Here is a 24677-nt window from a genome sequence, read left to right on the forward strand (position 1 = left end):
ATGAAATGATGCAAATGTGGGGTATGTTTGCGCTACTCACTGTGTTAGCGCTGTTATTTGTTGCAGTGCCTTTTTTACGAAAAGAGAATGTACTAACGTTAGACCATGATGCGAACGCTGAGCGAATAGTGATTTACCATCAACGTCTTGATGAATTAAAACAAGACTTAACTAGTCAACGAATAGAGCAAGTTATTCATGATGAATCTGTGCTTGAATTGAAACAAAGGCTCTATCATGAGTTGTCTCCAGAGAAGCAACTCAATAGCCGAGGTAATAATCGAATTTTCGCCCTGACTGGGGTGGCATTTACATTAGCTGTTAGCAGTGTTTTTTATAGCTTTACAGGAAGTCAGACGCAAATAGAGAACTGGTATCATGCGATTGAAAAACTGCCTGAGTACGGAGAGAGAGCCGTCATGCAACAAGGTGAACCTCTTACTCAGAATGAATTGCAAGCTTTTGCATTAGGGCTTCGTACCAAGTTAGCCAATAGTGGTGATGATGCTGTTGCGTGGATGCTACTTGGCCGTGTTGCAATATCACTTAACGACTATGAAATGGCAAAACAAGCGTTTGAAAAAGCACTGAGCATGAACCCAAAAAATAATAATATTTTGGTCAATTATAGCCAAGTATTGCTAGTGGAAGGCTCCGAGACAGGAATGAACCGTGCTGCTCAAATGTTATCTCAAGTGCTACAGTCGGATCCGAAAAATATTGATGCAATTTCATTACTCGCATTGATAGCTTATGAACGTCAGGACTGGCATGAAGCGAAAAGTGCATTTGAAGTGTTGCTCTCTACAATAAACGAGTCAGACCCACGGTATAGCATGATTTCTCAACGTATTGAAGAGATCACAGCGCGACTGATTGAGATTGAACCGCAGCCAATGTTGGGGACTCCTATACTTTCGGTGACAGTCACGTTGGCGGAAGAGTTACGTTCTTCATTGCCAAATAATGCAACTTTATTTGTGTTTGTAAAGGCTGCTGATGGGCCAAAAATGCCGCTTGCGGTAGAAAAACTTACAGATTTTAACTTGCCTTTAACTGTCACTCTAGATGATAGTATGGCAATGATGCCAGAATTAAAACTTTCGAGTTTTGAAAATGTGATCATTACGGCACGTGTGTCCGTAGATGGTTCCGTTATGATAAGCCCTGATGAACTTGAGGGAGAATCCCCAGTCATAAGGCTTACAGAAGGCAATCAAAAACATACCGTAGAGATTAGTCGTGTAATTACGAGTACAGGAAGCTAAATGTTTAAACCTATTTATAGTGCACTGATCGCACTAACGATTCTTTCAGGCTGTACGAGCGTTCCTGAAGAGAAGAAAGACGAACGAGATCCATTGCAGTCTATAAACCGTCCAATTTATGACTTTAACATGGATGTACTAGACACATATATTCTTCGCCCAGCAGCGCAAGGGTATTTAGCAGTAACACCCACACCCGTAAGAGCGGGCCTTGTTAATTTTACGACTAATATTGCAGCGCCTATCGATGCAGTCAATGCGGGTTTACAAGGTAAGCCCGGTGATATGGGGGTTAATGTTGCGAGGTTTTTAATTAATTCAACAGTTGGCGTGCTAGGTATATTTGATGTTGCCAGTAACTTTGGATTAGAGCATAAAGATGAGGACTTTGGTCAAACGTTAGGGGTTTGGGGAGTTGGTGATGGTGCGTACGTGATGTTACCTGCAATGGGGCCTTCAACGGTACGAAATGTCGTTGGCGATGTGGTCGATAAAGTCGTTTTACCTGAAATTGCATTAACTACACCGCAAACACTCCTAATTTTTGCGTTACGCGCAGTGGAGGCGAGAGCGTCGCTTATGGCGCAAGAGAGTTTACTAAAGGAGTCTTTAGACCCATATGTATTTATGAAAGACATATACTTTCAACGTCAATTATACGAGCTTCATGATGGAAACCCACCTGTTAATGAAGAACCAACTGACTTTGATGAGGACTTTTTAGAAAACCTTTAATGGTTTTCATTTTTTAGATAATAAAAAATAGGCTGGCGACGGGCATTGCCAGCCTATACGGGAGTATGTAGGCTCCCATAATTCTGTCTAGTGCATGACGCAACGCTGCTTCCGATAAAACCCAAGCGCATTCAATTTCTCAATTAAGGCAGGATCGTCAAGGCGCTGTGGGGTTGCTTGCTCCCTTAAGAAATGTTCAGCGGGAACTGAGTGTAGATCTAACATTTTATGAAATAAAATACTGCGTATTGTCAACGCTGTCATTCCGTTGTCTTGAAGCGCATCTAAACGGTTTTGCAAATCAGAAAAAGGGCCGGCTTTGATATCATCAACAACAGCAGAGAATTGATTTACTGGTTTGGTTTTAAGCATTTTTTTACCCTCTTAGGAATACTTTAACACTGCGGGAGATATTCATAGATACTCCAAGAATTAAATAATTTTTGTGTTAAAAATAGATACTTACGTATTTTCGAATAAAGCCAGTGTACTCTGTTTTATGCTGAGATTACTAACTTAGATGTAAAGTTTTGTAAATCGCAGGGGGGGATAATCGGGGAGAATTTGTATCGATAATCTAGACGTCTAGAAGTAAGATATTGATGCGAAAATAAAAATAGTTCTCAGTACCTTTTATAGTACTGAGAAAACTAAATGAATTTAAGAAAACAATTTTTGCTTTACGTGTTCTGCGAAACCACTACCGGCTTCTAAATAGAAGTTATAGGTGTAATCTACGCCCATATCTTCGAGTTCTTTTTGCTGATCTGGGTAGTTTGCTATTGCAGTTACTTGTCCGCTGAAGCCAGATGCATTGAGCTGCTCTAGTGCATATATATTTTGCATATGTTTAGGCATAGCAAGCATCACCATTTCGACATTAGAATGATTAACTCGTTGCCAAAAGTCAGGGTCTGTTGCATCGGCGAGCAATACTCTTCGGCCACGCTTAACATGTCGTTCAACGACTTCAGGTTTTATGTCTATCCCAGCGATAACACCTGAGTTGGAGGTTTCGATGGTTTCATATGCACCCGTTCCGATTCTGCCCATGCCAAAAATGACGATTTGTGTATTGGTTAAATTCACCGGAAGCTCTTCTTCTAAGCGTGTGGCGCTTTCGAACTTGAGTAATAAAGGCTCGAGTTTGACATATATTTCATTTGCTCTTTTGTTTAGCGGCGATGCGAGAACAAATGTGAGTGAGACCGCAATAGCGACAACGGCTAACCAATCAGAGGTAATTGCACCGCTAGACGCCGCGACAGCACAAACAATTAAGCCAAATTCGCTGTAATTAGAGAGTGTAAATGCACTGAGTAGGGACGTTCTTGCGCGTAATCTAAAGAGATTAGTAAAAGCGTAGTACAACCCAACCTTTAAAGGTAAAACAATGACAAGTAGCAAGGCTATGAACAGCGCATAGGCTGATATGTTCGCATTTAATCCGATGTTTAAAAAGAACCCAACAAGCATGATATCTTTTAAATTAAGTAATGATTTGGATAGTTCACCTGCTTTCTTATGTGGAGCAAACATCATGCCGATAATAAGCGCTCCTAGGTCACCCTTAAGACCAGCAAATTCAAATGCATGATATCCAATGATGAGGGCAAAGAAAAAGCCAAACAGGGGCAGTAATTCACCATGCTTAGAGCGATTTAAGACCCAAAACATAATAGGTTTGAATACGAATAGACTGACAAGTAATACCAAAGCCCACATATTGGGTACTTTACCGGTACTTATAGCCAAAAAGGCCACAGCAAAAATATCTTGCATAACGAGAATACCGATAGAAATCTTGCCGTGAAGTGTCGCCATTTCTCCACGCTCTTCTAATACTTTGACAGCAAAAACAGTACTTGAAAAGCTGAATGCGAAGCCGACCAGCATAGCACTTGTCAACGATAATTCTGTAAAGAGCGGCAGTGATGCATAGGCTAATAAAAGTAAAAGGCTAGTGAAAAATGCAGTACAAACGACGATATGTAATGTTGCTGGGGCCCATACTTGTGGTTTGATTAAGTTTGAGAGCTTAAGTTTCAGGCCTATCGAAAATAATAATAATGTTACGCCTAAATCAGCAAGGGAGGTTAATAACGCTGTAGTATGGTAGCCAAGTAAATTGAGCACGAAACCAGCCATTAAAAAGCCAATAAGTGGCGGCAATTTCAACTGATATACAGCAAAACCACAAACAAACGCTATGGCGAAAAACAGTAATTCCATTTGGTAACCAACAGTCGATAATGAGTAATTAAAGTGTATCAAAACTCACTGATTTATAAATTAATTTTTTTAAAACTAGGGAGAACGTAATTGCGGTTAACTGGGTTAAGAATAAGATATTCTGTCTAATGAGGTAAATTTTCGCTGACAAGAGTGAATATTTATGGTTAAGATGCCAATAAAGGAGCAATCTCGAACAGGAGACTTAATGTTTAAAAAAATCCTTGCATCAGTGGGTATCGGTGCCGCGAAAGTCGATACTGTTTTAGAAACTGAGCATTTGAATCCTGGACAAAAATTCCAAGCTCAAATTATTGTGAATGGCGGTGATGTTGTACAAGAAGTCTCAGGGCTAGAATTAGCTTTAATGACGCGGATAAAACATGAAAGTGATGATGGAGAGTATTTTACTAATCATGTTATTGAAAAGTGGCATATCGGTGAACGGTTTACTATAGGCCCAGAAGAGCAAGTTGTGATCCCATTTGAAGCACGTTTGCACTCTGAAACCCCAATCACAGAAATCAACGCTGGCTATAACTATAGTTTTGTATGGTTAGAAACTGGGCTTGACATTGATTTAGCATTGGACCCATCGGATAAAGACACTTTACATATTTACCCTAACGAAGCCGTTAAAACTTGCATGGCAGCAATGGAGAAGCTGGGTTTTTCTTTAATTAAAGCCGATGTTGAACAAGGTTACTTGAAAGCGTCCGATTTTCAGTCTCTTTCTGGTTGTTATCAAGAGTTAGAGTATAGACCGAACAACCAATCTATATTTGGGATACAAGAAATTGAGCTTTCTTTTGTGCCAGAAGCACATAAAACACATGTTTTGATTGAATTAGATAGAGCGTTTCGCTCAGATGGTTATGTGGATTTAACTATCGAACATGATCAAGTTAATCTCAGCACAATTTGCGATCAGTTAGAGCGATTGTTTGCATAATATGGGCTAATAAAATAAATTTGAGCCCAGCTAATATGCTGGGCTTTTTTCTTAGGGAATGAACGATGCAGTGGCATATTAAACGATTTAGTGAACTTGATACGATAACGCTGTTTCAGATAATGAAAGCAAGGGTGGATGTGTTTGTTGTTGAACAAGCATGCCCTTATCCTGAATTAGATGACATTGACCACCATTTAGATACGTATCATATTTATGCTCAGCAGGATGGCGTGATAACCGCGTATGCCCGTACCTACCGTAAGGGCATACGTACTTGTGCAATAGGGCGTGTTTTAGTTCATGAAAAGCATAGAGGGGTGGGACTTGCAAGCCAATTAATGAATCGAACTATCGAGTTAGCAAGTACATATAAAGAAGCAAGAGACATTTTTTTATCTGCGCAAACTCAATTGCTGAGTTTTTATCAAGGCTTAGGCTTTCATGCGATAGGTAAGTCATATTTAGAAGATGGTATTGCGCACCAAGATATGGTGCTCAAACATAAATGAAATATGCTTTATGTCTTTCATAATTAAGGTGCTGTGCTCAGCACCTTAATTATGATGTTTGTCAAATCTATAAGGAATGAATGAACACTAAGGCAATGGCCAGTGGGCAAATGAACTTAATGTACCAAGGCCAAACTTTCCAAAACCAACTAGCTGCAATGTCAGGGCTACCAGATTCAATTTCTTTAAGTAACGCACTGCGGTTCCAGAGCCAGCCTACGAATACACAACAAAACATGCCTAGTAGTGGTTGACCAAACTGTGTCGTAGCACTGACCACTAAGCCAAATAAGGTATTGAAGTTAAAAATGATGGTAAAGCTGACAATGGTGATCAGTACACCAATAATCCATGTTGCTTGAATGCGTTTTAGTGCAAACTTTTCTACGGCGTAAGACACTGGAGCTTCAAGCATTGAAATAGAGGAAGTCAACGCTGCAATACTCATCAATGCAAAGAATGCAAACCCAACAAATAGCCCCATTTGTCCCATACTGCTAAATAACGCAGGTAAAACTTGAAATACCAAGGTATCTTCAGAGAGTAGGGAACCATCGGCAGCGAATATTTCAACCCCTTGCGCCTGAGCTACATACATTGCTGGAATAATAAGTAACCCCGCGACAAAAGCAATGAGAACATCGATGAGTGTTACATAGGCGCCTAAAGATACTAAATTTTCTTTTTTACTAATGTAAGAGCCGTAAATGATCATGACACTGGTGCCAAGAGATAGAGAAAAGAAGGCCTGGCCTAATGCGCTCACTAATAAATCAGGGTTTAAAATGGATGAGAAATCAGGGATCAAATAGGCTTTAAGACCATCACTCGCGCCATCTTGCATTAGTACGTAAACGATAAGCAGAAATAGAATACTAAGCAGTGCAGGCATTAGCCTTTTTGACCACTTTTCAATACCGTTTTCGACTCCTTTACTGATAATAGAAATTGTCAAAATGATAAAGAGTGACGTAAAAATGAGATCTCGGTTTAACGACTGTGTGTTTAACCAGCTGGTCACATTGGTTGTACCGGTAAGCTTAGTCAAGGGTTCAAGTGTTGCGCTGAACATCCATCCAGCAACGATTGCGTAGAAGCTGAGAATTAGACCTGCACAAATAATACCGCCGAACCCGACGAAAAACGCGAAGCGTTTATGAATGGGCCTATCCGATAATTTTTGCAATGAAGATACCGCATTAGCTTGGCCGTGTCGGCCAATAACGAGTTCAGCCATTAAGGCTGGATATGCGAGACAAAAAGCCAGAATTAAGTAGACGAGCACGAATGCGGCACCACCGTTGCTCGCTGTTTGTGTTGGAAAGCCCCAAATATTGCCAAGACCGACAGCTGAACCTGCTGCGGCCATAATGAAACCAAAGCGAGAGCTAAACTCTCCGCGTACACTGCTCATATTATTTATACTTCTCTATTTTTATAACGGCGCCCACAATTTACTGTAATTAATAGTAAATAAAAAGTGCTAATTACATTGAAACTACCATGATCTAGAACAAAAGTAGATAGCAGCGCATACTGTAATGTTTAAGCTGCGAAAATCTGTGTTCCAAAATACATAAAAATGTTTATCTATCATTGATTTGAGCTGTTACTGAGATGTGGGTGTTGAAGTATATTTACACTGCTTTATTTGGTTTACAGTTGATACTTAATGTGAACTTTGCGCCACCAAGTGTCTCAGATTGCGATACTGATGCTTTACCGTGATGCCAGTCAACCACTTTCGCAACGATTGCAAGGCCTAATCCGTATCCTTTCTCATCACGGTTACGGTGGTTTTGTTCTTGGAAAAATGGACTAAATACTTTGTGCCAATTATTTGGGGCTATACCAGGCCCGTCATCTTCTACGTCGATTAATATTAATTGCTCATGTTGTTGTACTCTGACCAAAATATTACGCGATGCAAACTCACACGCATTACTGAGTAGGTTGGTAATGGCACGCGCGAGCCAATGTAAGTCGGCATATAAGTATACTTGCGGGTCAACATCGTAGCTTCCGATGAGGTCAGCTTTAGTAAGCTTTGGTTGTATTTGGTCTATGAGTGCAGCTATGTAGGTTTGTGCCTGTGTCGATTCAAAAGTCAGCAAATGTGCTTTTTGCTCAAGTGTTGCAAACGACAAATAGCTTGCCAGCATGTCTTCCATTTGATCTAGATCGTTTTCCATACGTACTAAAATAGAACGAACTTGATTTAAATCCGGTTCCTCTATGGCGGCGTCTAATCCAAAACGCAAACATGCCACAGGCGTACGTATATCGTGGGATAAACTTGATGCCATGAGCTTATTTTCAGCAAGCAGTTTGTCAATTTGGTTCGCCATTCGGTTAAAGGTAAGTTCTACATCTTTAATATATGTGAAGTGGTTTACTTTGATGCGAGCACTTAAGTCACCACTGGCAAATTGCTTAGCGGCTTCTGTGAGTACGGATAGCCTTTTAGCTAGGGGCGACAAAATAAACCACATAAATCCACATACCCCAGCATAAAAAAGTAAGGTAAGTAGCACATCGTTACTTTGCTCGGGTTCTGGTTTTTGTAGTCTTAATTCAAGGTAATCAGGGAGTAAATTATCATGGGTTTTCAATAAATAGAAACCCAATTCATCCTCAAGAACAAGCTCTTTTTTCAGGGCCATTTGTTGTTTTAGTTCATGAGGTAAGGCGAGCGTGTCACCTTGTTTATACGTTAGAGTTACGTCAAAATCAGCACTTAGGCGTTTGGCAAACGAGGCGCGTTGATGCTCCGGTTGCCTGGCTATTTGCAATGCAAAGCCACCCGTTAAAGTGCTTTGCCAACCAAAACTATCTTCAGTTGGCGCTGTTTGTTGATTGAGCGTATCGATAAGCCAACCCAATACAACAATGGATACAAGTGCGCTTGTTAATAAATATAAGTAGAGTTTCTTCACCGAATTAAATTACCATGCACTGGGCACCATCAAATAGCCTTTTCCCCAAATGGTTTTTATTTTTTCAGGTTGCTGTGGATCGTCATTGAACTTCTTGCGAAGTGCTGAAATTAAAACATCGACACTGCGGTCGAGACCGTCGTATTCTCGACCTTTGGTCGCTTTAAAGACTGAGTCTCTAGATACCACCTCACCCGCATTTGAAGCAAGGAAATGTAATAACAAATACTCGGCACTTGAAATGTTGACTTCAGTACCTTGCAATGAAACTTTACGGGCTTGAGTATCTATACTTAAATTACCGACGTTGATAACGTTGGAATCATTATTTTCTATTACCTTAGTTTCTTGTGCTGCGCGTAACATGGCTTTGATACGAGCGAGCAGGGCACGCGGTCTTACTGGTTTTATAACGTAGTCACTGGCGCCAACTTCCAGGCCAATAACTTCATCCATTTCTTCATCTCGTGCTGTTAGCATAATGATAGGTTGGTGGTAGAATTGTCGTAATTCTCTACAAACGCTAATACCATCTTGACCAGGAAGCATGACATCGAGTAGCACAATATCAGGTGTTAGAGACTTAACCATTGCAACAACTTTGTCTCCTCGCTCACAAACATGTGTCGTATAACCTTGGTTATTTAAGTAGTCGGCAACCCATTGTGCAAGGGATGCATCATCTTCTACTAATAAAATTGTGCCGTAATTGTCCATTAAAATAATCTCCAACGTCTTTTTTTCTGACGGTTCTTATAAACCCATTGCACATGTACTTGAGTTTGCCCAAGTATGGCGCCGGTGTCACTATTTATTAATTGATATTCGTGTGTTTTCTGTTGATTAAATTCGTGCTCGACATGCCCACTTTTTGCAGCCTGCCAACAATAAAGCACACTTTCGCTATTGCTACTTTTTAAACAGTAATTCGCTGCAATGGGCAAGTCCCAACTAAAAGTTAGTTGGGCATAGCAGTTTCGGCCTTTTCTAAGCGCTATACAGCGCTCAGGTTGTACCAAAAGAGTCGGCGGTATTGGGATTGCGGCCTCTGGTGTGAGTTGCACCAAGAACAAGACAGACAAGCTATTAAAATACATATCTTACGCCAACCTTGGCTTTGTGGTGGTAATATTGTCTGATTATAGGGCTGTTATAGATATCTTCGGAATACAGAGTTGACATCCACCCTGCAAGGAAAATCCAATGTTCATTGAGTGGATATTCAGCATGAAGTTCGGTGACAAGACTAAAAGAAGTATTCGCACTATAACTCGGCCTAAAGGGGGTCACTTCATTAGGCGTAATGCCAAAATAATAGTCGGTGAATTCTGGAGAATATGCATTTAGACCAACAGCTGCTCGAAACTCCCAGTTTCTCCAAGGTGTAATATGACTGAAAAATGAAGACAGTATCCAGCCATTATGGGCATTGGAAATGTCATTGAGTAGTTCGATTGAAAATAATGAGTCGGAAAATCGTTTGCTTAAACGTAACCCTGCATTATAGTCATATGCTCGTGCATTAATACCAGCTAATTCGGGCAGCACATCGAGTTTATAAAGCTCTAACCCTGTTTCATTAAATCCTTTTTGAATTTGCGTACCGATAATATCTAATTGCCATGTGTTAATGCTCGGTAGCGTATAGCCAATGATAAACCCACCACTTAGCTGGCTGTTATCTATATCAACAAACAGATTGTCATAGGATAGGGAAAGTGTAAGTTCGAGTTCAAAGCCCTTATTGTTACTGGGCATACCAATTAAGTACGGGTCCTCAATGTAGGCGCTTGCACCAAAAGTCCAATCCCACGCAAATCCATCAGAGGGAAGCAGAGTATTATCCGAATATAATCGACTTGACGCAGACACGGTACAGGCGCTAAACATAAGTAAACTAATTAAAGTTTTGAAAAACAGCTGCATAATGGTCACCAAACTAATGTTGGTCACCATTATAGGATGTTTTCAGGAGTATTAACTGTAAGAAATTGTATGTATTACTGAATGTTTATTTTATCGATAAGTAAGTTGGTCAATGATGTTTGCATGGCACTACTAAGGGCACTGACTTCTGTTTCAGTGCAAGCGCCAGCAATTTTAGTCGGTTGGCTAATTACCGTTTTAACATCATAAGCAGGAGGCGTGATATTTTGGTTAAAACGGGCTTTACGAGCGGTTTCGGTATTGTGTTTTACAATGAATGCAATAACGGCGTGTTCATTGGTGATTTTTTCTGTTTTAGTATAATTAAGCTGCAGTGGTATCGCTTGGAAGCTTGCGCTATCAATGGATGATTTGGCGAACCATACAACGTCAGACGACGCCTGATGGGTTAATCGCATGCTGACTGACGCGATGATGTTTGTACATTGGTAACTGGGCACTTGCTGGGCTAGTTGTGTAAAAAAAGCGTGTGGTTTGCGAGGTTGGTTAAGTGTGTAAGTTTTTTCTGACCCAAACTCTAAATCTAATTGGTGAATTGTTAGTATGTAATCAGCTTTACTCGTGGTTACTATTTTTAAATTTTTCTTATTGAGTGCAGCTATGAGGTGAGCTTTTAAAGTATCAGTCATGCCAACCTTATCTGAGACGATACGAACTGTGTTGTTTTTTTCTATTGGATGGGCAGGTAGTTGTACTGACTTAATACGCGCGGAGTCTAACTCCGTTGTGTAACTTAGTTGGTAAACCTCTTTTGTCAGTAATGGTTTTGCTGGGATATTGAGCTTTGGTGCCAGCTTTTTTGTTGACGCGCAGCCAAATGTAAAAGACAAAATAATAAAACAGAAAAATAACCGCATCCAAATACCTCAATCGCGTTAATATAGTTATACAGCCTTACAAACAAGGTAGAACTTCGTGTACACTCCCATCACTAAAAAAAGAATGGGTCAATATGAAGTTTCTAGTTCTTGCCATACTTTGGCTATTCACTGCGCCTTCCTTTGCAACGGATGTGGCAAAAAAACAGTGGAACCAATTTTTGAACAGCTATTCTAAGCAAGTCGAGCGTAAACTCAAAGAAAAATCAATTCCTGGGGCTGCATTAAGTATTGTTCACGGCAAATTTGGTGGTAAAGCACAAGGGTATGGACGTACTAGAGTAAAAAACGGGCAGAAAGTGAATATTCACACACGCTTTAGATTGGCTTCAGTGTCAAAAACCTTTGCTGGTTCTTTAAGTGCTAAATTGGTCAGTGAAAATCGAATTTCTCTAGATGACAAAGTAAGTGAGTATTTACCTTTGTTTGCGTTGTCTGAGTATAAACATCTCAAGCTGTATCATTTGCTCAGCCACTCAAGTGGATTGGTGCCCAATGCGTACGATAATTTAATTGAATCTAGAATGCGATATGAGAAAATTGTCGAGCGTTTAGTCTCTGTGGATAAAATTTGCAATCCGGGGCAATGTTATGGATATCAGAACGTTATGTTTAGTGTGATATCTGACGTCATTTATAGAGCGACGGGGATCACTTACGAGCAATGGCTTGAAGAGTTTATATTTGCACCGTTAAATATGAATGATGGTGGGGTTGGTTTAGATAATATGACTAAAGACCAGAATTACGCATTGCCTCATGTTTTAGGCCGCAAGCGTTGGCATACCGCAAAGTTAAAAACAAACTATTACAAAGTGACACCTGCTGCGGGTATCAATGCCAGTGCTGCTGATATGATTCAGTGGCTTAAGTTACAGCTTGGTTATTACCCTGATGTTCTATCTTTAGATGCATTGGTGATCCAAAGTCGCCCGTATACACGTACAAAGAGGGAGTTAAGGCGAAGAATTTGGCGAGATTATATTACGCAAGCATATTACGGGTTAGGGTGGCGTATTTATGAATTTGAAGGCGTTACTCTTTACTACCACAGTGGTTGGGTACAAGGCTATAGAACGGATGTTGTGGTCATTCCTGAGTATGAGATCGGATTTAGTTTACTGTTAAACGCTGAAAGTGGTGTTATTAACGAACTTACAACCGGTTTTATTAGGCAGGCCATTGAAGTGGCGCAGACTACGCCACAGGAATGAGCCGTGGCGTTTACTGAATTATGTGCGAGGTAACTGAATCTTTTTTTCTTCACTTTGGCGATACAAAATAATGACGTGACCAATAGTTTGCACTTTATAAGCTTTAGTTTCTCTTACGATAGCGTCGAAAATCAGTTGTTTCGTTTCACGATCGTTAGTTGGTACTTTTACTTTGATTAGTTCATGAATGCTTAGTGAGTGGTCAATTTCCATGACAACACCTTCAGTTAAACCGTTTGCGCCAAGTAAAACAACGGGTTTTAACGGGTGTGCTAGTCCTTTTAAGTACTGCTTTTGTTTATTTGATAAAGTCATATTGGTACAATTTACTAAATGTAGGCTTGAATTATTGGTATTCTACCGCCATCTAGACAATATTACTAATGAGTTGCAGCGAATAATGACAAATAAAAAACACTCAGCGAGTTCTCAGCGCTGGTTAAAAGAGCATGTTGATGACCCTTATGTTCAAGAGGCACAAAAACGAGGCTTTCGTTCTCGTGCCGTCTTTAAGTTAGAAGAAGTGCAACAAAGGGATAAATTAATAAAGCCTGGCATGAGTGTTGTCGACCTTGGAGCTGCTCCCGGGAGTTGGTCACAATATCTAGCCGAGCAAGTTGGGTCCAAAGGGCAAGTCATCGCATGTGATATTTTGCCTATGGATTCATTACCCGGTGTTGATTTTTTACAAGGTGATTTTCGTGAAGAGGCTGTTTTGGACGCTTTACTAAATCGTATAGGCGGGAAAAATGTTGATGTGGTATTCTCTGACATGGCACCTAATATGAGTGGTAACATGTCGACGGATCAGGCAGGTAGCATGTATTTGGTAGAACTTGCACTTGATATGTGTCATCAAGTTTTAAGGAAAAATGGGGCATTTGCAGTGAAAGTGTTTCAAGGTGAGAGTTTTGATCAGTTTGTTCAAGAAGTACGAAAATGCTTCAATGTGGTAAAGATACGTAAACCAAAAGCGTCTAGACCCCGTTCTAGAGAAGTATATATAGTGGCGACAGGCTACAAACTGTAGTACAGTTGGACAGCATTAAGTTGAATTTAAACAATTTTGAATACAAGAGGTTAACCCCTTGAGCGATATGGCAAAGAATTTAATACTCTGGTTGGTTATAGCAGTGGTGCTAATGACCGTGTTTCAGGGCTTCAATGGCGGCGATCAAATTGATCGTCAAACGAGTTATACACAATTTGTGAAAGAAGTGCGCAGCGGTGCAATTCGAGATGTTAACGTTGACCGTTATACAGGTACTATTACTGGTATAAAGGGAAATGGCGAACGTTTTCAAACGATTATACCTATGCAAGATTCAGATCTCATTAATGACTTACTTAAAAATGATGTGAACGTTAAAGGCGTAAAGCCAGAAGAGCAATCTTTTTTGGCTAACATCTTTATTTCTTGGTTCCCGATGTTATTACTGATCGGCGTATGGATTTTCTTTATGCGTCAAATGCAAGGTGGTGGCGGTAAGGGCGCAATGTCTTTTGGTAAAAGTAAAGCGCGCTTAATGAGCGAAGATCAAGTGAAAACGACGTTCGCAGATGTTGCCGGATGTGATGAAGCTAAAGAAGATGTTACTGAATTGGTCGATTTTTTACGAGATCCATCAAAGTTCCAAAAATTAGGCGGCAGTATTCCTAAAGGCGTACTGATGGTTGGCCCTCCTGGAACGGGTAAAACATTGTTAGCAAAGGCTGTTGCTGGAGAAGCTAAAGTGCCTTTCTTTACAATATCGGGCTCTGATTTTGTTGAGATGTTTGTTGGTGTGGGTGCGTCTCGCGTAAGAGATATGTTCGAGCAAGCTAAAAAAGCAGCACCTTGTATTATCTTTATTGATGAGATTGATGCTGTTGGCCGAAAACGTGGCGCTGGTATGGGTGGAGGTCACGATGAGCGTGAACAAACACTTAACCAAATGCTGGTGGAAATGGATGGTTTTGAAGGCAATGAAGGCATAATTGTTATTGCTGCGACTAACCGACCAGATGTACTTGACCCCGCGTTGCTAAGACCTGGCCGATTTGATAGACAAGTTGTTGTTGGATTACCTGATATCCGTGGTCGTGAGCAAATTTTGAATGTTCATATGCGTAAAGTGCCGTTAGATGATAATGTTGAGTCTTCGGTAATCGCACGTGGTACCCCAGGTTTTTCTGGTGCAGACTTAGCTAATTTAGTTAATGAAGCCGCTTTATTTGCAGCGCGTGGAAACAAGCGCAAGGTAAGTATGGCGGAGTTTGATGCTGCAAAAGATAAAATAATGATGGGTGCTGAACGTAAGTCCATGGTAATGAGCGAGCATGAGAAAGAGATGACTGCTTACCATGAAGCTGGACATGCAATTGTTGGTCGATTAGTGCCTGAGCATGACCCAGTATATAAAGTATCCATAATTCCCCGAGGTCGTGCATTAGGTGTCACGATGTACTTACCAGAACAAGATAGAGTGAGTCATTCTAAAGAGCATTTAGAGTCGATGCTATCTAGCCTCTATGGTGGTCGTATCGCAGAAGCTCTTATCTACGGTGATGATAAAGTAACAACTGGAGCAAGTAATGATATTGAACGTGCAACAGATATTGCGAAGAAAATGGTCACTCAGTGGGGGTTAAGTAACAAACTTGGTCCACAAATGTACATGGAAGATCAAAATGAAATGTACATGGGTGGTGGCTCACAACGTATGTCTGGCATGTCGGATGAGACGGCCAAATTGATTGACTCTGAGATTAAAGGTTTTGTGACGCGTAACTATGATAGAGCGGAACAGATTCTTAAAGATAATATGGATGTGCTTCATAGCATGAAAGACGCACTTATGAAGTATGAAACAATTGATGCGCTTCAGATTGATGACTTAATGGCTCGCATAGAGGTGAGACCTCCACGTGATGCACATGACATTAAACCGAAAGCAAAACCGTCTAAATCTGATGGTGATGCGAATGATACAGAAAAAAAGCCAACTTCTGATTCTGAGTCAAGTACAGAGCTTGATGATAGTCCGGAATAACGGTTAAAATACCCAGCAATGAAAAAGCCCCGTATATTCGGGGCTTTTTAATATTAAATAAATATAGAAGCCTGAATTTCGAGTAAAGTGATTATTATACTTAACTACTTTACTGGTGGGGTTGTTATTAAGCTAGGGTACATCATGACTACGTTAACTTTACCTCGGGATCGAGCCTTACATCTGACAGTGCCTCAAGTGATGGGGATAATTAACGTAACACCCGATTCATTTTCTGATGGCGGTGCTTACCTCACTACTGGACATGCCGTAGAACAAGCCAAAGTATTACTAAAGCAAGGTGCAACTATTTTAGATATTGGTGGTGAATCTACGCGGCCCGGTGCACCAGATGTTACCTGTGAAGCGGAATTAAAAAGGGTTATCCCTGTGATTGCTGCGATTAGAGATGTTTCTGATTGTGTGATTTCAATTGATACGAGTAAAGCGCAGGTAATGGAGGCCGCAATTGAATCTGGCGCAGATATTATCAATGATGTACGTGCATTACAGGAACCAAATGCATTACAGGTCGCCGCAAAATATTCAGATGTCCCCATTTGTTTAATGCATATGCAGGGTAAACCAAGAACCATGCAAGCAAATCCATCTTACGTTGACTTATTTGGAGAAGTAAAAGCGTTTTTTGAGCAACGTATTGCGGCTTGTGAGCAAGTCGGAATAGCTAAGGAGCGGTTGATCCTTGATCCAGGGTTTGGTTTTGGTAAAAGCTTGGCACATAATTTTAGTTTGCTCGGTGAGTTTGAACAATTTACTCAGCTTAAACTACCCTTACTGGCGGGTTTATCACGCAAATCTATGTTTGGTCAATTATTAAATCGAGAAACTGACGCGCGTGTTGCTGCGAGTTTGGCTGGTGCTTTACTCTGTGCACAGCAAGGCGCGAACATTATCAGGGTTCACGATGTTCAGGAAACCGCTGATGTTTTAAATGTATGGCATGCAGCTAGAAATGGAGTAACTTTATGACAACAAGAAAATATTTTGGTACTGATGGTGTAAGAGGTTTAGTCGGTGAATATCCAATTACGCCTGAATTTGCATTGAAATTGGGCTGGGCAGCAGGAAAAGTATTATCTAAATCTGGAACGAAAAAAGTCATTATAGGTAAAGATACGCGGATCTCGGGCTATTTATTAGAAACTTCGTTGGAAGCAGGGCTTATCGCAGCTGGAATAGATGTGGTTTTATTAGGGCCGATGCCTACACCTGCAGTGGCTTACTTAACACAAACTTTTCGTGCAGAAGCGGGTATTGTGATCAGTGCGTCGCATAATCCATATCATGACAATGGGATTAAATTTTTTAGTGGCAATGGACTCAAACTTGCGGATTCAGTTGAGCTTGAAATTGAAGCAATGCTGGATGATAAAATGACTTGTGTGCCATCGGAGCAACTAGGAAAAGCACACCGACTAGATAATGCTGATGGACGTTATATTGAATTTTGTAAAGGTCAATTCCCAAATGACTTGTCTTTGGAAGGGATTAAAATAGTACTCGACTGCGCCAATGGGGCGACTTATCATATTGCACCAGCTGTCATGCGAGAATTAGGTGCATCGGTAATCTGTCACGCATGCGAACCTGATGGTGTTAATATTAACCTCAATTGTGGTGCGACACATGTTGATAGTTTAAAGCGTCAGGTACTTGAACATGGTGCTGATGTCGGTATTGCCTATGATGGTGATGGCGATAGAGTGATGATGGTTGACCATAATGGTCGAGTGTTTGACGGCGATGATATTGTGTATATTATCGCATGCCAAGCTTTTGAACAGGGCACCTTAGGTGGGGGCGTTGTTGGTACTGTTATGTCTAATATGGGATTAGAGAACGCGCTTAAGGCTAAAGGTATTGACTTTGCTCGTAGTAAGGTTGGTGACCGCTATGTGATGGAATTACTGGCTAAAAACGGTTGGAAAATTGGCGGAGAAAGCTCTGGGCATGTATTGAACCTCGACTTAATCAGTACAGGTGACGGTATTGCCTCAAGTCTGCAAGTCTTGGCCGCGATGGTTTCACAAAATAAAACATTACAAGATTTAGGGCAAGGGTTTGTTAAATACCCTATGAAAATGATTAATGTTAGGTATTCTGTGGCGACGGACCCTACCTTAGACCCAAAAGTATTGGCTGTGGTTGAAAGTGTCGAAAATGAACTAGCAGGTAAAGGTCGTGTTTTATTACGAAAGTCAGGAACAGAACCTGTCATAAGAGTCATGGTTGAAGCCGAGCAAGAGAAGCAAGTAATCGATTTTGCTCAAAAAATTGCTGAAGTTGTTGAAACTGTGAGCAATTAACCAATTATTTTATTTTATATCTTGTAACTTAGGGTGAGTCGAGTTAGTATCTCACCCGCTTTAGAATGCGGAGTATCGAATGGCGCAGCGTAAGCCAATAGTTGCTGGTAACTGGAAAATGAACGGCTCAGTAGAGCTTGTGTCTGAAATCGGTTCAGCAATAAACGAGTGCAAAAACGAACAAGTTGACATAATTATATTTCCACCAGCACCTTTATTATTGAAAGTGGTTGAGTTCGGAATAAGTGTTGGAACTCAAACGGTTTCTGAGTTCAACTCAGGCGCTTTTACTGGCGAATTGAGTGCAGAACTAGCTAAACAACTTGGGGCTACGCATACGTTGGTCGGTCATTCTGAAAGACGCATTATTTTCGGCGAAAGCAATGAGTCAGTTGCTGATAAGTTTGCTAAAGCACAAGAGAATGGACTAATTCCTATTCTGTGTGTTGGTGAAACAGAGCAGCAAAGAGATGCTCAAGAAACTGAGATGGTTGTTGCAGAGCAAATTAATGCAGTAATTTCCAAATTAGGTATAGCAGCGCTCTTAAATTCTGTGCTAGCATACGAACCCGTTTGGGCAATTGGAACCGGTAAAACGGCGACACCAGAACAAGCACAGGCTGTACACAAGTTTATTCGTGATATGCTAAGCAAGCAAAGTGAGCATGTTGGAGATACACTGCAAATTCTTTACGGTGGCAGTGTTAACGATAAAAACAGTAAAAGCTTATTTATACAACCAGATATAGACGGTGGCCTTATTGGCGGCGCAAGTCTTAAAGCAGATGCATTTGTGAGCATTTGCAATAGTGCATTAGGGAACGTATAGCATGTACGAAATATTATTGGTAATTTATTTAATTGTGGCATTAGCACTTATTGGTATGGTGTTAGTGCAGCAAGGTAAAGGTGCCGACATGGGATCATCATTTGGAGCAGGCGCGTCAGCAACTGTTTTTGGATCATCTGGTGCGGGTAACTTTATGACAAAAACAACAACAGTTCTTGCAACTGTGTTTTTTGTACTGAGTATTGTTTTAGGTAATTTGACCGCGGGTCAAATTAAAAAAACGGATGAGTGGGAAAATCTTGAAGCACCTGTAGAAGCTATTGTAGCTCCAGCTGCGTCAGATGTACCGACATCTACCGAAGGTAATAATACTTCGGACGTACCAAATTAATAAAGAGTGGTAGCCTATAGTTACTCGGTTGTTTAACTCCTCAGTTAAACATTAGAGCCGGAAAATATGCGGATGTGGTGGAATTGGTAGACACGCTACCTTGAGGGGGTAGTGCTTTCGGGCGTGGGGGTTCAAGTCCCCCCATCCGCACCAAATTAGAGTTTTTTAACAACTCATTCAAAAACCCGATATATTTATCGGGTTTTTTGTTTTCAGTAGTTTATAATAACCGTTTACTTTACTGGTGAAACACAGTTTTTTCTTTATGATTTCATATACTTCAATTATGCTATAACAATATTCCTCTAGTTGTTACCGATCGTGATATTTATAACGCCATTAATATTTAAGTATTTCACGCCTTACATCTGTACCACCATTAGCGATACAGGGATAGTGTTAGATAGCCAAGCAGGTCAGTCTGAATCATACCAATGGGCTCGTTTGAACACCCCTCCCATGATTGAATATAAACGGTTTGTTCATTATTTGGTGATCCGACATGGTCAAACAACAACAAAAATTCCTTTAAAAATAGAAAAACCAGATGAACTTAAGTGTTTTCTACAAAAAGCTTGGGCTGTTGCGCACCGAGGTGAATTATGTGACCGGATCAGAAAACTAGAAACACTACTAAAAGTCAGATACTTGTCACACGGTCTATACGATATGGTTAAATCAGCCATTGCGCCGTTTAGTGAGCAATGGTTACCTTGGGCGGCTCAGCTAACGTTTGACCACAATTTAACAGATGCGATTATGACTTTAACTGAATTGGACTCTTGGTCTAAGCAAGATCTGAGTGAATTTAAAGAAGCATATGTCAATTATAAACTATCTGAGCATGAGGCGTTTTTTGACACAGTTGAAAACCAGCCTTTGACCGCTGCTCAGCGACGTGCCTGCGTAATTCAAGATGAGCGGCAATTATTACTGGCCGGAGCTGGCACCGGAAAAACCAGTGTGATGGTGGCTAAAGCTCAGTATTTGTTTTACACCCGACAAGCATATGCAAAACAAGTATTATTATTGGCTTATGGTAAGCAAGCTGCACAAGAAATGTTAAACAGAGCAAGTCATTATCCTACCTTCCCTGACTGTATGACTTTCCATAAACTAGGTTTACATATTATTGAAAGTGTAGAAGGGGTGATGCCTAAAGTGTCAGAGCTTGCTCAAAATGAGATAAGTAAACGGGCGTTTGTTAGGGAAACCATTTTACTCTTGTGTCAAGAGGAGCAATATAGGCTCCATTTAATAAGGTATGTTAAACAAGTTCAACGTGCTGATGTTGTTGATATTCATGATTATTTAGATAGCTCGAAGGGTAAGCGACTCATTTGTGACTTTAGTACATCACTTGGTTTACTTAAATGTAGACATGCTACGACTAGTCTTGCAAAACTAGAGAGTCAGTTCAACGAATCATTGGCTTGTGTTAGACCTATTTTAGCAGAGTATACTCTATATCTAAGTAATGAGGGAGCCATTGATTTTGAAGATATGATCATTCAATCTATTGATTATGTACAAAGTAAAAAGTTTATGTCTCCTTGGACACATTTACTTGTCGATGAGTTTCAGGATATTTCTCCGATTCGGGCGAAGCTGCTCAAGTCCTTAATTGAACAATCTGAGCGGCATTACTTATTTGCAGTCGGTGATGATTGGCAATCAATATATAGATTCAGTGGCGCTGATATTGGGCTTACCACGGACTTTACGCATCACTTTGGTGATGGCACTGTTACTCAGCTAGATAAAACCTTCAGATATCCTCAAGGGCTTTTAGACGTAACGAGTCGATTTGTGTGTGCTAATCCAGCACAAATTATGAAACGTATCACAGCACATAATGTTCAACACTGTACGCCACTTGTATATGTTGAAGAACCTACAGAGGAGCAGTCATTATCGCTCACTTTAGAAAGTCTAAATAAGCAGGCAGAATGTTCAGTGAGTGTACTATTGTTGGCACGCTACCATAAGGTGCTACCAAGTAAACAGCAAATAGATGAGATGAATCATCGTTATCAACACCTACACCTGCGGGTGATGACATTTCATGCTGCGAAAGGTATGGAAGCTGATTATGCCGTGATACTTGGATTAGCCGGTGGTGCCAATGGGTTCCCCGCACAGGATACAGCGGTGGCATTTTTAGATGCATTACTTCCGGATAAAGAGCCGTTTCCTTACGCAGAAGAACGACGTTTATTCTATGTGGCATTAACTCGTGCTAAGCAACAGATATACCTGATCATACCGCCAGGAAGCCACAGTGAGTTTGTGCAAGAGCTAGATAGTTAGTTATTAATTAGTAATTTAGGTGGGCAAATATTGTCGTATTTGGTGAACCACTGCTAAATTTATAACATTCCCTATATATTATGAAATCTAGAAATGGAAACAAGACAGTTTATTTACCAAAATCAGCAATGGGAATCTGTGCCAATTGTTGATGAAAATGTGCAGCTTGTTACAGTCTTTTTTAGTATTTATGACAGAAAGACAACGATATTGAGTTCTTTAGCCAAATACTATCCTAACGCGGAGATTGTGGGCTGTAGCAGTGCGGGGGATATCGCTGCAGCGCAGTTATATGATGATGCGATTGTTATAACCACCTTTACATTTTCAAAAACCTGTATTCGAGTATTTAATCGTTCAATAAGCGATAGTTCATTGCCTAACTTGTGCCAAAAAGCCGTTGAGATGTTAAAGGAGCCGAACCTTAAGTGGTTGATGGTATTGAGCGACGGACATGTTCTTAATGGCAGTGAAGTGGCTGAGTGCTTAGGAGCCGCGTTTGGTAATAATGTGGTAATTACAGGAGGGTTAGCTGGCGATGGAGAGCGCTTTTCAAACACAGCCTTGTGGCATATGACACCGTTGGCAGAAGGGTCTATCATTTTATGCGGCTTTTATTCTGACTCGCTGAATGTAAGCTATGCCAGTGTTGGCGGGTGGGATTCTTTTGGCCCAAGTCGAGAAATAACACGGGCAGAAGGAAATCGTTTGTATCAGCTCGATAATGAGCCTGTAATTACGTTATATCGTAACTATTTGGGCCCTTATGCGAATGATTTACCGGCATCAGCTTTAAGGTTTCCTTTACAAGTTAGAAGCTCGTCCAGTAATCAACCAGTCATAAGAACTATATTGGGTATTGATTATGAAGACAATAGCATGGTATTTGCTGGAGATATGCCGCAAGGTGGCCAGGCCCAGCTGATGAAAGCAAATTTTGATAGGCTTATTGACGGTGCTAATAGGGCCGTGACCTCGGCTTTAGAAACACCTCACAATACAACCGGTGTAGCATTGTTGATCAGTTGTGTTGGGAGAAAGTTAGTGTTGGGACCGCGGGTGGAAGAGGAGTTAGAGGTGGTGTTTAGCCAATTAACTGATGGGTTTCAAACAATGGGATTTTACTCTTATGGTGAAATTGCGCCAATTCAGGCGGGTGGGCGGTGCTTATTGCATAATCAAACAATGACTGTCACATTAATTTCTGAATAATATGCATCATTTATTGGCTAGATTACTTAAAAAAAGTGGCTTTTCTGGCATAGATTCACCGCAATACGCGCGACTTATTGGCTTATTGTCAGAAGCATTTGAACATGCAGATGAAGATCGCTGGATGCTCGAACATAGCTTGAATTTAACCAGTAAAGAGTTAACTGAAAACAATTTAGAGCTACGGACTAGGTTGGTTGATATTGATAAGTATCAACGTAGTTTAGAATTGGCACTGACAAGGCAAAAAGCCATACTGGATGCAAGTCCAGAGGTTGTTGTAGAGTTTAACATTAGTGGTGAGATCACACATATAAATCAAAATGGATGTAAATTTATCGGCTGTGACGAACATACAGCATTGGCGCTCGATGCAACGCAAGTACTTCACACAATTCTATCCTTGCTGACTTCTCCCGATATTTTTATTGAGCAAATTCAAGCGATGTTTGTATCTAAAAAAGCACAACTTACTGGTAATTTCGAAACAATTCATGGTCAATTCTATGAATATTATAGTGTCCCTGAATTGATTCAGGGGGAGTATATCGGACGAGTATGGTGCTGCCGAGATATTAGCGACCTTAGGGCACAAAAAGTCTTGTTATCACAACAAGCAAATCGTGATTCGCTTACAGGCCTTGCTAATAGGTTTAATATTATAGAAACCGTCAACCGGATGATAAAAAAAGAAAACACTCAACCATTTGCACTTGTATTAATAGACTTAGATGATTTTAAGAAAATTAATGATAGTTTGGGCCATTTGGCCGGTGATGATGCACTTAAAATTAGCGCTAAGCGGTTAGAAAGAAGAGTCGTTAAACCAGATTTGCTCGCGCGACTCGGAGGGGATGAATTTTTAGTGGTATTAACCACGCAAGACTTACAAGAGATCCACTTGCGTCTGGCGCATATTCTCAGCGCTTTTCATGACCCTATTAAAATCGAAGGTAATTGTTACCAGTTATCACTGAGTGTTGGTGTTGCAACTTACCCTGCTCATGGCGACCAAGTATCTGAGATACTTGGAAAAGCCGATATTGCAATGTATCAAGCAAAAAAGCAGGGTAAGAATCAGTATAAATTATTTGACGCTGCGTTAGAGGAACGCGTTCAGAAGGCAATTTACATCGAAGAACGGTTACGTCAAGCGATTTTATTAAAGCAATTTGAGCTTTATTTTCAGCCGAAAATAGATATCTCCTCGAGAGAAGTTATATCACTTGAGGCGCTTATACGATGGAATGTAAATGGTCACATGATATTTCCAGATGAGTTCATTCCAATTGCGGAAGACAAAGGGTTGATTGGGAAAATAACCGACTGTGTTTTAGAGATGGCGTGCGAAACGCTGAGCCAGTGGCACGGATTAGCGCATTTAAAAAACCTATCTATCGCAATCAATATTTCAGGCAAAGATATTAGCGTTGATAATTTCTTTGAAAAGCTGGCTGGACTGCTCAAGAGGTATAAATTTGAGCCTAGTTTACTAGAATTAGAGCTGACAGAAAGTGCATTGATTAGCAATCTAGCTAATGTAAAAGATACGCTGATGCATTTAAAAAATTTAGGTATTAAGGTGGCAATTGATGACTTTGGTACCGGTTACTCTTCATTGGCATATTTACAAGCTTTAGATATTCATTACTTAAAAATAGATAGACAATTTGTGGCGGCGTTACTTACAGAGCCTAAAGCGGAAGCCATTGTACAGAGTATTATTGATGTAGGGAAAAACTTAGGACTGGGATTAATTGCGGAGGGAGTAGAGCAAGCTGATCATTTAGCAAGATTAGATGCAATGGGCTGTGATCAAGCACAAGGGTATTATATTTGTCGACCATTACCCCTGTCAGAGCTGATTAAATTCATTAGTGGTCAGAGGAAGTGCACTTAGTATTTGCACTATAACGAGCTGAACTTGAGGTTTCTGACGTT

Annotated in this window: 23 protein-coding genes and 1 tRNA gene; 15 read left to right on the top strand and 9 right to left on the bottom strand. The window is 40.6% G+C overall.

What is annotated here, in order from left to right:
- Positions 1–5: 5 nt before the first annotated feature.
- Positions 6–1268 carry a c-type cytochrome biogenesis protein CcmI gene (ccmI, locus tag PAUR_RS05910; RefSeq protein WP_192508511.1) on the top strand — a complete coding sequence of 421 codons (1263 nt, stop codon included), beginning with the start codon at positions 6–8 and terminating at the stop codon, positions 1266–1268.
- Complete coding sequence (locus PAUR_RS05915) at positions 1269–2003, top strand: MlaA family lipoprotein (RefSeq protein ID WP_192506880.1); 735 nt, start codon at positions 1269–1271, stop codon at positions 2001–2003.
- 87 nt (positions 2004–2090) lie between these two features.
- Here PAUR_RS05915 and PAUR_RS05920 read toward each other — a convergent pair whose 3' ends face one another.
- Complete coding sequence (locus tag PAUR_RS05920) at positions 2091–2375, bottom strand: hypothetical protein (RefSeq protein WP_192506881.1); 285 nt, start codon at positions 2373–2375, stop codon at positions 2091–2093.
- A gap of 288 nt (positions 2376–2663) precedes the next feature.
- On the bottom strand, positions 2664–4235 hold the full coding sequence (locus PAUR_RS05925; protein WP_192506882.1) for a cation:proton antiporter family protein: 1572 nt from the start codon (positions 4233–4235) through the stop codon (positions 2664–2666).
- 208 nt (positions 4236–4443) lie between these two features.
- On the opposite strand from PAUR_RS05925, the gene PAUR_RS05930 reads away from it, so the two are divergent.
- Both PAUR_RS05930 and PAUR_RS05935 read left to right on the top strand, forming a co-directional pair.
- Positions 4444–5187, top strand: coding sequence for a sporulation protein (locus PAUR_RS05930; protein WP_192506883.1), 744 nt, complete (start codon positions 4444–4446; stop codon positions 5185–5187).
- Positions 5188–5252: 65 nt separating this feature from the next.
- Positions 5253–5699, top strand: coding sequence for a GNAT family N-acetyltransferase (locus tag PAUR_RS05935; protein ID WP_192506884.1), 447 nt, complete (start codon positions 5253–5255; stop codon positions 5697–5699).
- A 67-nt stretch (positions 5700–5766) separates the two neighbouring features.
- Here PAUR_RS05935 and PAUR_RS05940 read toward each other — a convergent pair whose 3' ends face one another.
- The 6 genes from PAUR_RS05940 to PAUR_RS05965 all read right to left on the bottom strand — a co-directional run bounded on the left by PAUR_RS05940 (position 5767) and on the right by PAUR_RS05965 (position 11439).
- The gene (locus tag PAUR_RS05940; protein WP_192506885.1) at positions 5767–7113 is read right to left on the bottom strand and encodes a sodium-dependent transporter; all 1347 of its coding nucleotides are present in this window, start codon (positions 7111–7113) and stop codon (positions 5767–5769) included.
- 223 nt (positions 7114–7336) lie between these two features.
- A complete protein-coding gene (locus tag PAUR_RS05945) occupies positions 7337–8635 on the bottom strand; it encodes an ATP-binding protein (RefSeq protein ID WP_192506886.1) in 1299 nt (432 codons plus the stop codon).
- Between the two features lie 9 nt (positions 8636–8644).
- The gene (locus PAUR_RS05950; protein WP_192506887.1) at positions 8645–9352 is read right to left on the bottom strand and encodes a response regulator transcription factor; all 708 of its coding nucleotides are present in this window, start codon (positions 9350–9352) and stop codon (positions 8645–8647) included.
- Positions 9352–9732: a DUF3019 domain-containing protein gene (locus tag PAUR_RS05955; protein ID WP_192506888.1), complete on the bottom strand. Its 381-nt coding sequence runs from the start codon at positions 9730–9732 to the stop codon at positions 9352–9354. Before PAUR_RS05955 ends, PAUR_RS05950 begins: the two co-directional genes overlap by 1 nt.
- The gene (locus PAUR_RS05960) at positions 9722–10561 is read right to left on the bottom strand and encodes a MipA/OmpV family protein (protein WP_192506889.1); all 840 of its coding nucleotides are present in this window, start codon (positions 10559–10561) and stop codon (positions 9722–9724) included. Before PAUR_RS05960 ends, PAUR_RS05955 begins: the two co-directional genes overlap by 11 nt.
- Positions 10562–10635: 74 nt before the next feature.
- Positions 10636–11439, bottom strand: coding sequence for a hypothetical protein (locus PAUR_RS05965; protein WP_192506890.1), 804 nt, complete (start codon positions 11437–11439; stop codon positions 10636–10638).
- 95 nt (positions 11440–11534) lie between these two features.
- Here PAUR_RS05965 and PAUR_RS05970 point away from each other — a divergent pair, with 95 nt between their 5' ends.
- The gene (locus PAUR_RS05970; protein ID WP_192506891.1) at positions 11535–12674 is read left to right on the top strand and encodes a serine hydrolase domain-containing protein; all 1140 of its coding nucleotides are present in this window, start codon (positions 11535–11537) and stop codon (positions 12672–12674) included.
- 18 nt (positions 12675–12692) lie between these two features.
- On the opposite strand, the gene yhbY is transcribed toward PAUR_RS05970, so the two are convergent.
- A complete protein-coding gene (yhbY, locus tag PAUR_RS05975) occupies positions 12693–12989 on the bottom strand; it encodes a ribosome assembly RNA-binding protein YhbY (RefSeq protein ID WP_192506892.1) in 297 nt (98 codons plus the stop codon).
- 85 nt (positions 12990–13074) lie between these two features.
- Here yhbY and rlmE point away from each other — a divergent pair, with 85 nt between their 5' ends.
- The 10 genes from rlmE to PAUR_RS06025 all read left to right on the top strand — a co-directional run bounded on the left by rlmE (position 13075) and on the right by PAUR_RS06025 (position 24636).
- A complete protein-coding gene (gene rlmE, locus PAUR_RS05980) occupies positions 13075–13704 on the top strand; it encodes a 23S rRNA (uridine(2552)-2'-O)-methyltransferase RlmE (protein WP_192506893.1) in 630 nt (209 codons plus the stop codon).
- A 67-nt stretch (positions 13705–13771) separates the two neighbouring features.
- Positions 13772–15706, top strand: a complete 1935-nt coding sequence (ftsH, locus tag PAUR_RS05985; protein ID WP_192506894.1) for an ATP-dependent zinc metalloprotease FtsH — start codon at positions 13772–13774, stop codon at positions 15704–15706.
- Positions 15707–15850: 144 nt separating this feature from the next.
- Positions 15851–16696, top strand: a complete 846-nt coding sequence (gene folP, locus PAUR_RS05990) for a dihydropteroate synthase (RefSeq protein ID WP_192506895.1) — start codon at positions 15851–15853, stop codon at positions 16694–16696.
- Positions 16693–18033 carry a phosphoglucosamine mutase gene (glmM, locus tag PAUR_RS05995; RefSeq protein ID WP_192506896.1) on the top strand — a complete coding sequence of 447 codons (1341 nt, stop codon included), beginning with the start codon at positions 16693–16695 and terminating at the stop codon, positions 18031–18033. The genes folP and glmM overlap by 4 nt, the downstream gene beginning before the upstream one ends.
- Positions 18034–18112: 79 nt before the next feature.
- Positions 18113–18862: a triose-phosphate isomerase gene (gene tpiA / locus PAUR_RS06000; protein ID WP_192506897.1), complete on the top strand. Its 750-nt coding sequence runs from the start codon at positions 18113–18115 to the stop codon at positions 18860–18862.
- 1 nt (position 18863) lies between these two features.
- Positions 18864–19214 (top strand): preprotein translocase subunit SecG, encoded by a 351-nt coding sequence (secG, locus tag PAUR_RS06005; RefSeq protein WP_192506898.1) that lies wholly within the window; start codon positions 18864–18866, stop codon positions 19212–19214.
- Between the two features lie 68 nt (positions 19215–19282).
- A tRNA-Leu gene (locus PAUR_RS06010) sits at positions 19283–19367 on the top strand.
- Positions 19368–19610: 243 nt separating this feature from the next.
- A complete protein-coding gene (locus PAUR_RS06015) occupies positions 19611–21524 on the top strand; it encodes a UvrD-helicase domain-containing protein (protein ID WP_192506899.1) in 1914 nt (637 codons plus the stop codon).
- A gap of 93 nt (positions 21525–21617) precedes the next feature.
- Positions 21618–22736: an FIST signal transduction protein gene (locus tag PAUR_RS06020; RefSeq protein WP_192506900.1), complete on the top strand. Its 1119-nt coding sequence runs from the start codon at positions 21618–21620 to the stop codon at positions 22734–22736.
- Position 22737: 1 nt separating this feature from the next.
- On the top strand, positions 22738–24636 hold the full coding sequence (locus tag PAUR_RS06025) for a putative bifunctional diguanylate cyclase/phosphodiesterase (protein WP_192506901.1): 1899 nt from the start codon (positions 22738–22740) through the stop codon (positions 24634–24636).
- Positions 24637–24677 lie beyond the last annotated feature (41 nt).

The organism is Pseudoalteromonas aurantia 208 (assembly GCF_014858725.1).
GTDB lineage: Bacteria > Pseudomonadota > Gammaproteobacteria > Enterobacterales > Alteromonadaceae > Pseudoalteromonas > Pseudoalteromonas aurantia.

Coding starts and splice junctions, on each gene's coding strand:
- ccmI (WP_192508511.1), top strand. CDS start 6: ATGATGCAAATGTGGGGTATGTTTGCGCTACTCACTGTGTTAGCGCTG.
- PAUR_RS05915 (WP_192506880.1), top strand. CDS start 1,269: ATGTTTAAACCTATTTATAGTGCACTGATCGCACTAACGATTCTTTCA.
- PAUR_RS05920 (WP_192506881.1), bottom strand. CDS start 2,375: ATGCTTAAAACCAAACCAGTAAATCAATTCTCTGCTGTTGTTGATGAT.
- PAUR_RS05925 (WP_192506882.1), bottom strand. CDS start 4,235: ATGGAATTACTGTTTTTCGCCATAGCGTTTGTTTGTGGTTTTGCTGTA.
- PAUR_RS05930 (WP_192506883.1), top strand. CDS start 4,444: ATGTTTAAAAAAATCCTTGCATCAGTGGGTATCGGTGCCGCGAAAGTC.
- PAUR_RS05935 (WP_192506884.1), top strand. CDS start 5,253: ATGCAGTGGCATATTAAACGATTTAGTGAACTTGATACGATAACGCTG.
- PAUR_RS05940 (WP_192506885.1), bottom strand. CDS start 7,113: ATGAGCAGTGTACGCGGAGAGTTTAGCTCTCGCTTTGGTTTCATTATG.
- PAUR_RS05950 (WP_192506887.1), bottom strand. CDS start 9,352: ATGGACAATTACGGCACAATTTTATTAGTAGAAGATGATGCATCCCTT.
- PAUR_RS05955 (WP_192506888.1), bottom strand. CDS start 9,732: ATGTATTTTAATAGCTTGTCTGTCTTGTTCTTGGTGCAACTCACACCA.
- PAUR_RS05960 (WP_192506889.1), bottom strand. CDS start 10,561: ATGCAGCTGTTTTTCAAAACTTTAATTAGTTTACTTATGTTTAGCGCC.
- PAUR_RS05965 (WP_192506890.1), bottom strand. CDS start 11,439: ATGCGGTTATTTTTCTGTTTTATTATTTTGTCTTTTACATTTGGCTGC.
- PAUR_RS05970 (WP_192506891.1), top strand. CDS start 11,535: ATGAAGTTTCTAGTTCTTGCCATACTTTGGCTATTCACTGCGCCTTCC.
- yhbY (WP_192506892.1), bottom strand. CDS start 12,989: ATGACTTTATCAAATAAACAAAAGCAGTACTTAAAAGGACTAGCACAC.
- rlmE (WP_192506893.1), top strand. CDS start 13,075: ATGACAAATAAAAAACACTCAGCGAGTTCTCAGCGCTGGTTAAAAGAG.
- ftsH (WP_192506894.1), top strand. CDS start 13,772: ATGGCAAAGAATTTAATACTCTGGTTGGTTATAGCAGTGGTGCTAATG.
- folP (WP_192506895.1), top strand. CDS start 15,851: ATGACTACGTTAACTTTACCTCGGGATCGAGCCTTACATCTGACAGTG.
- glmM (WP_192506896.1), top strand. CDS start 16,693: ATGACAACAAGAAAATATTTTGGTACTGATGGTGTAAGAGGTTTAGTC.
- tpiA (WP_192506897.1), top strand. CDS start 18,113: ATGGCGCAGCGTAAGCCAATAGTTGCTGGTAACTGGAAAATGAACGGC.
- secG (WP_192506898.1), top strand. CDS start 18,864: ATGTACGAAATATTATTGGTAATTTATTTAATTGTGGCATTAGCACTT.
- PAUR_RS06020 (WP_192506900.1), top strand. CDS start 21,618: ATGGAAACAAGACAGTTTATTTACCAAAATCAGCAATGGGAATCTGTG.
- PAUR_RS06025 (WP_192506901.1), top strand. CDS start 22,738: ATGCATCATTTATTGGCTAGATTACTTAAAAAAAGTGGCTTTTCTGGC.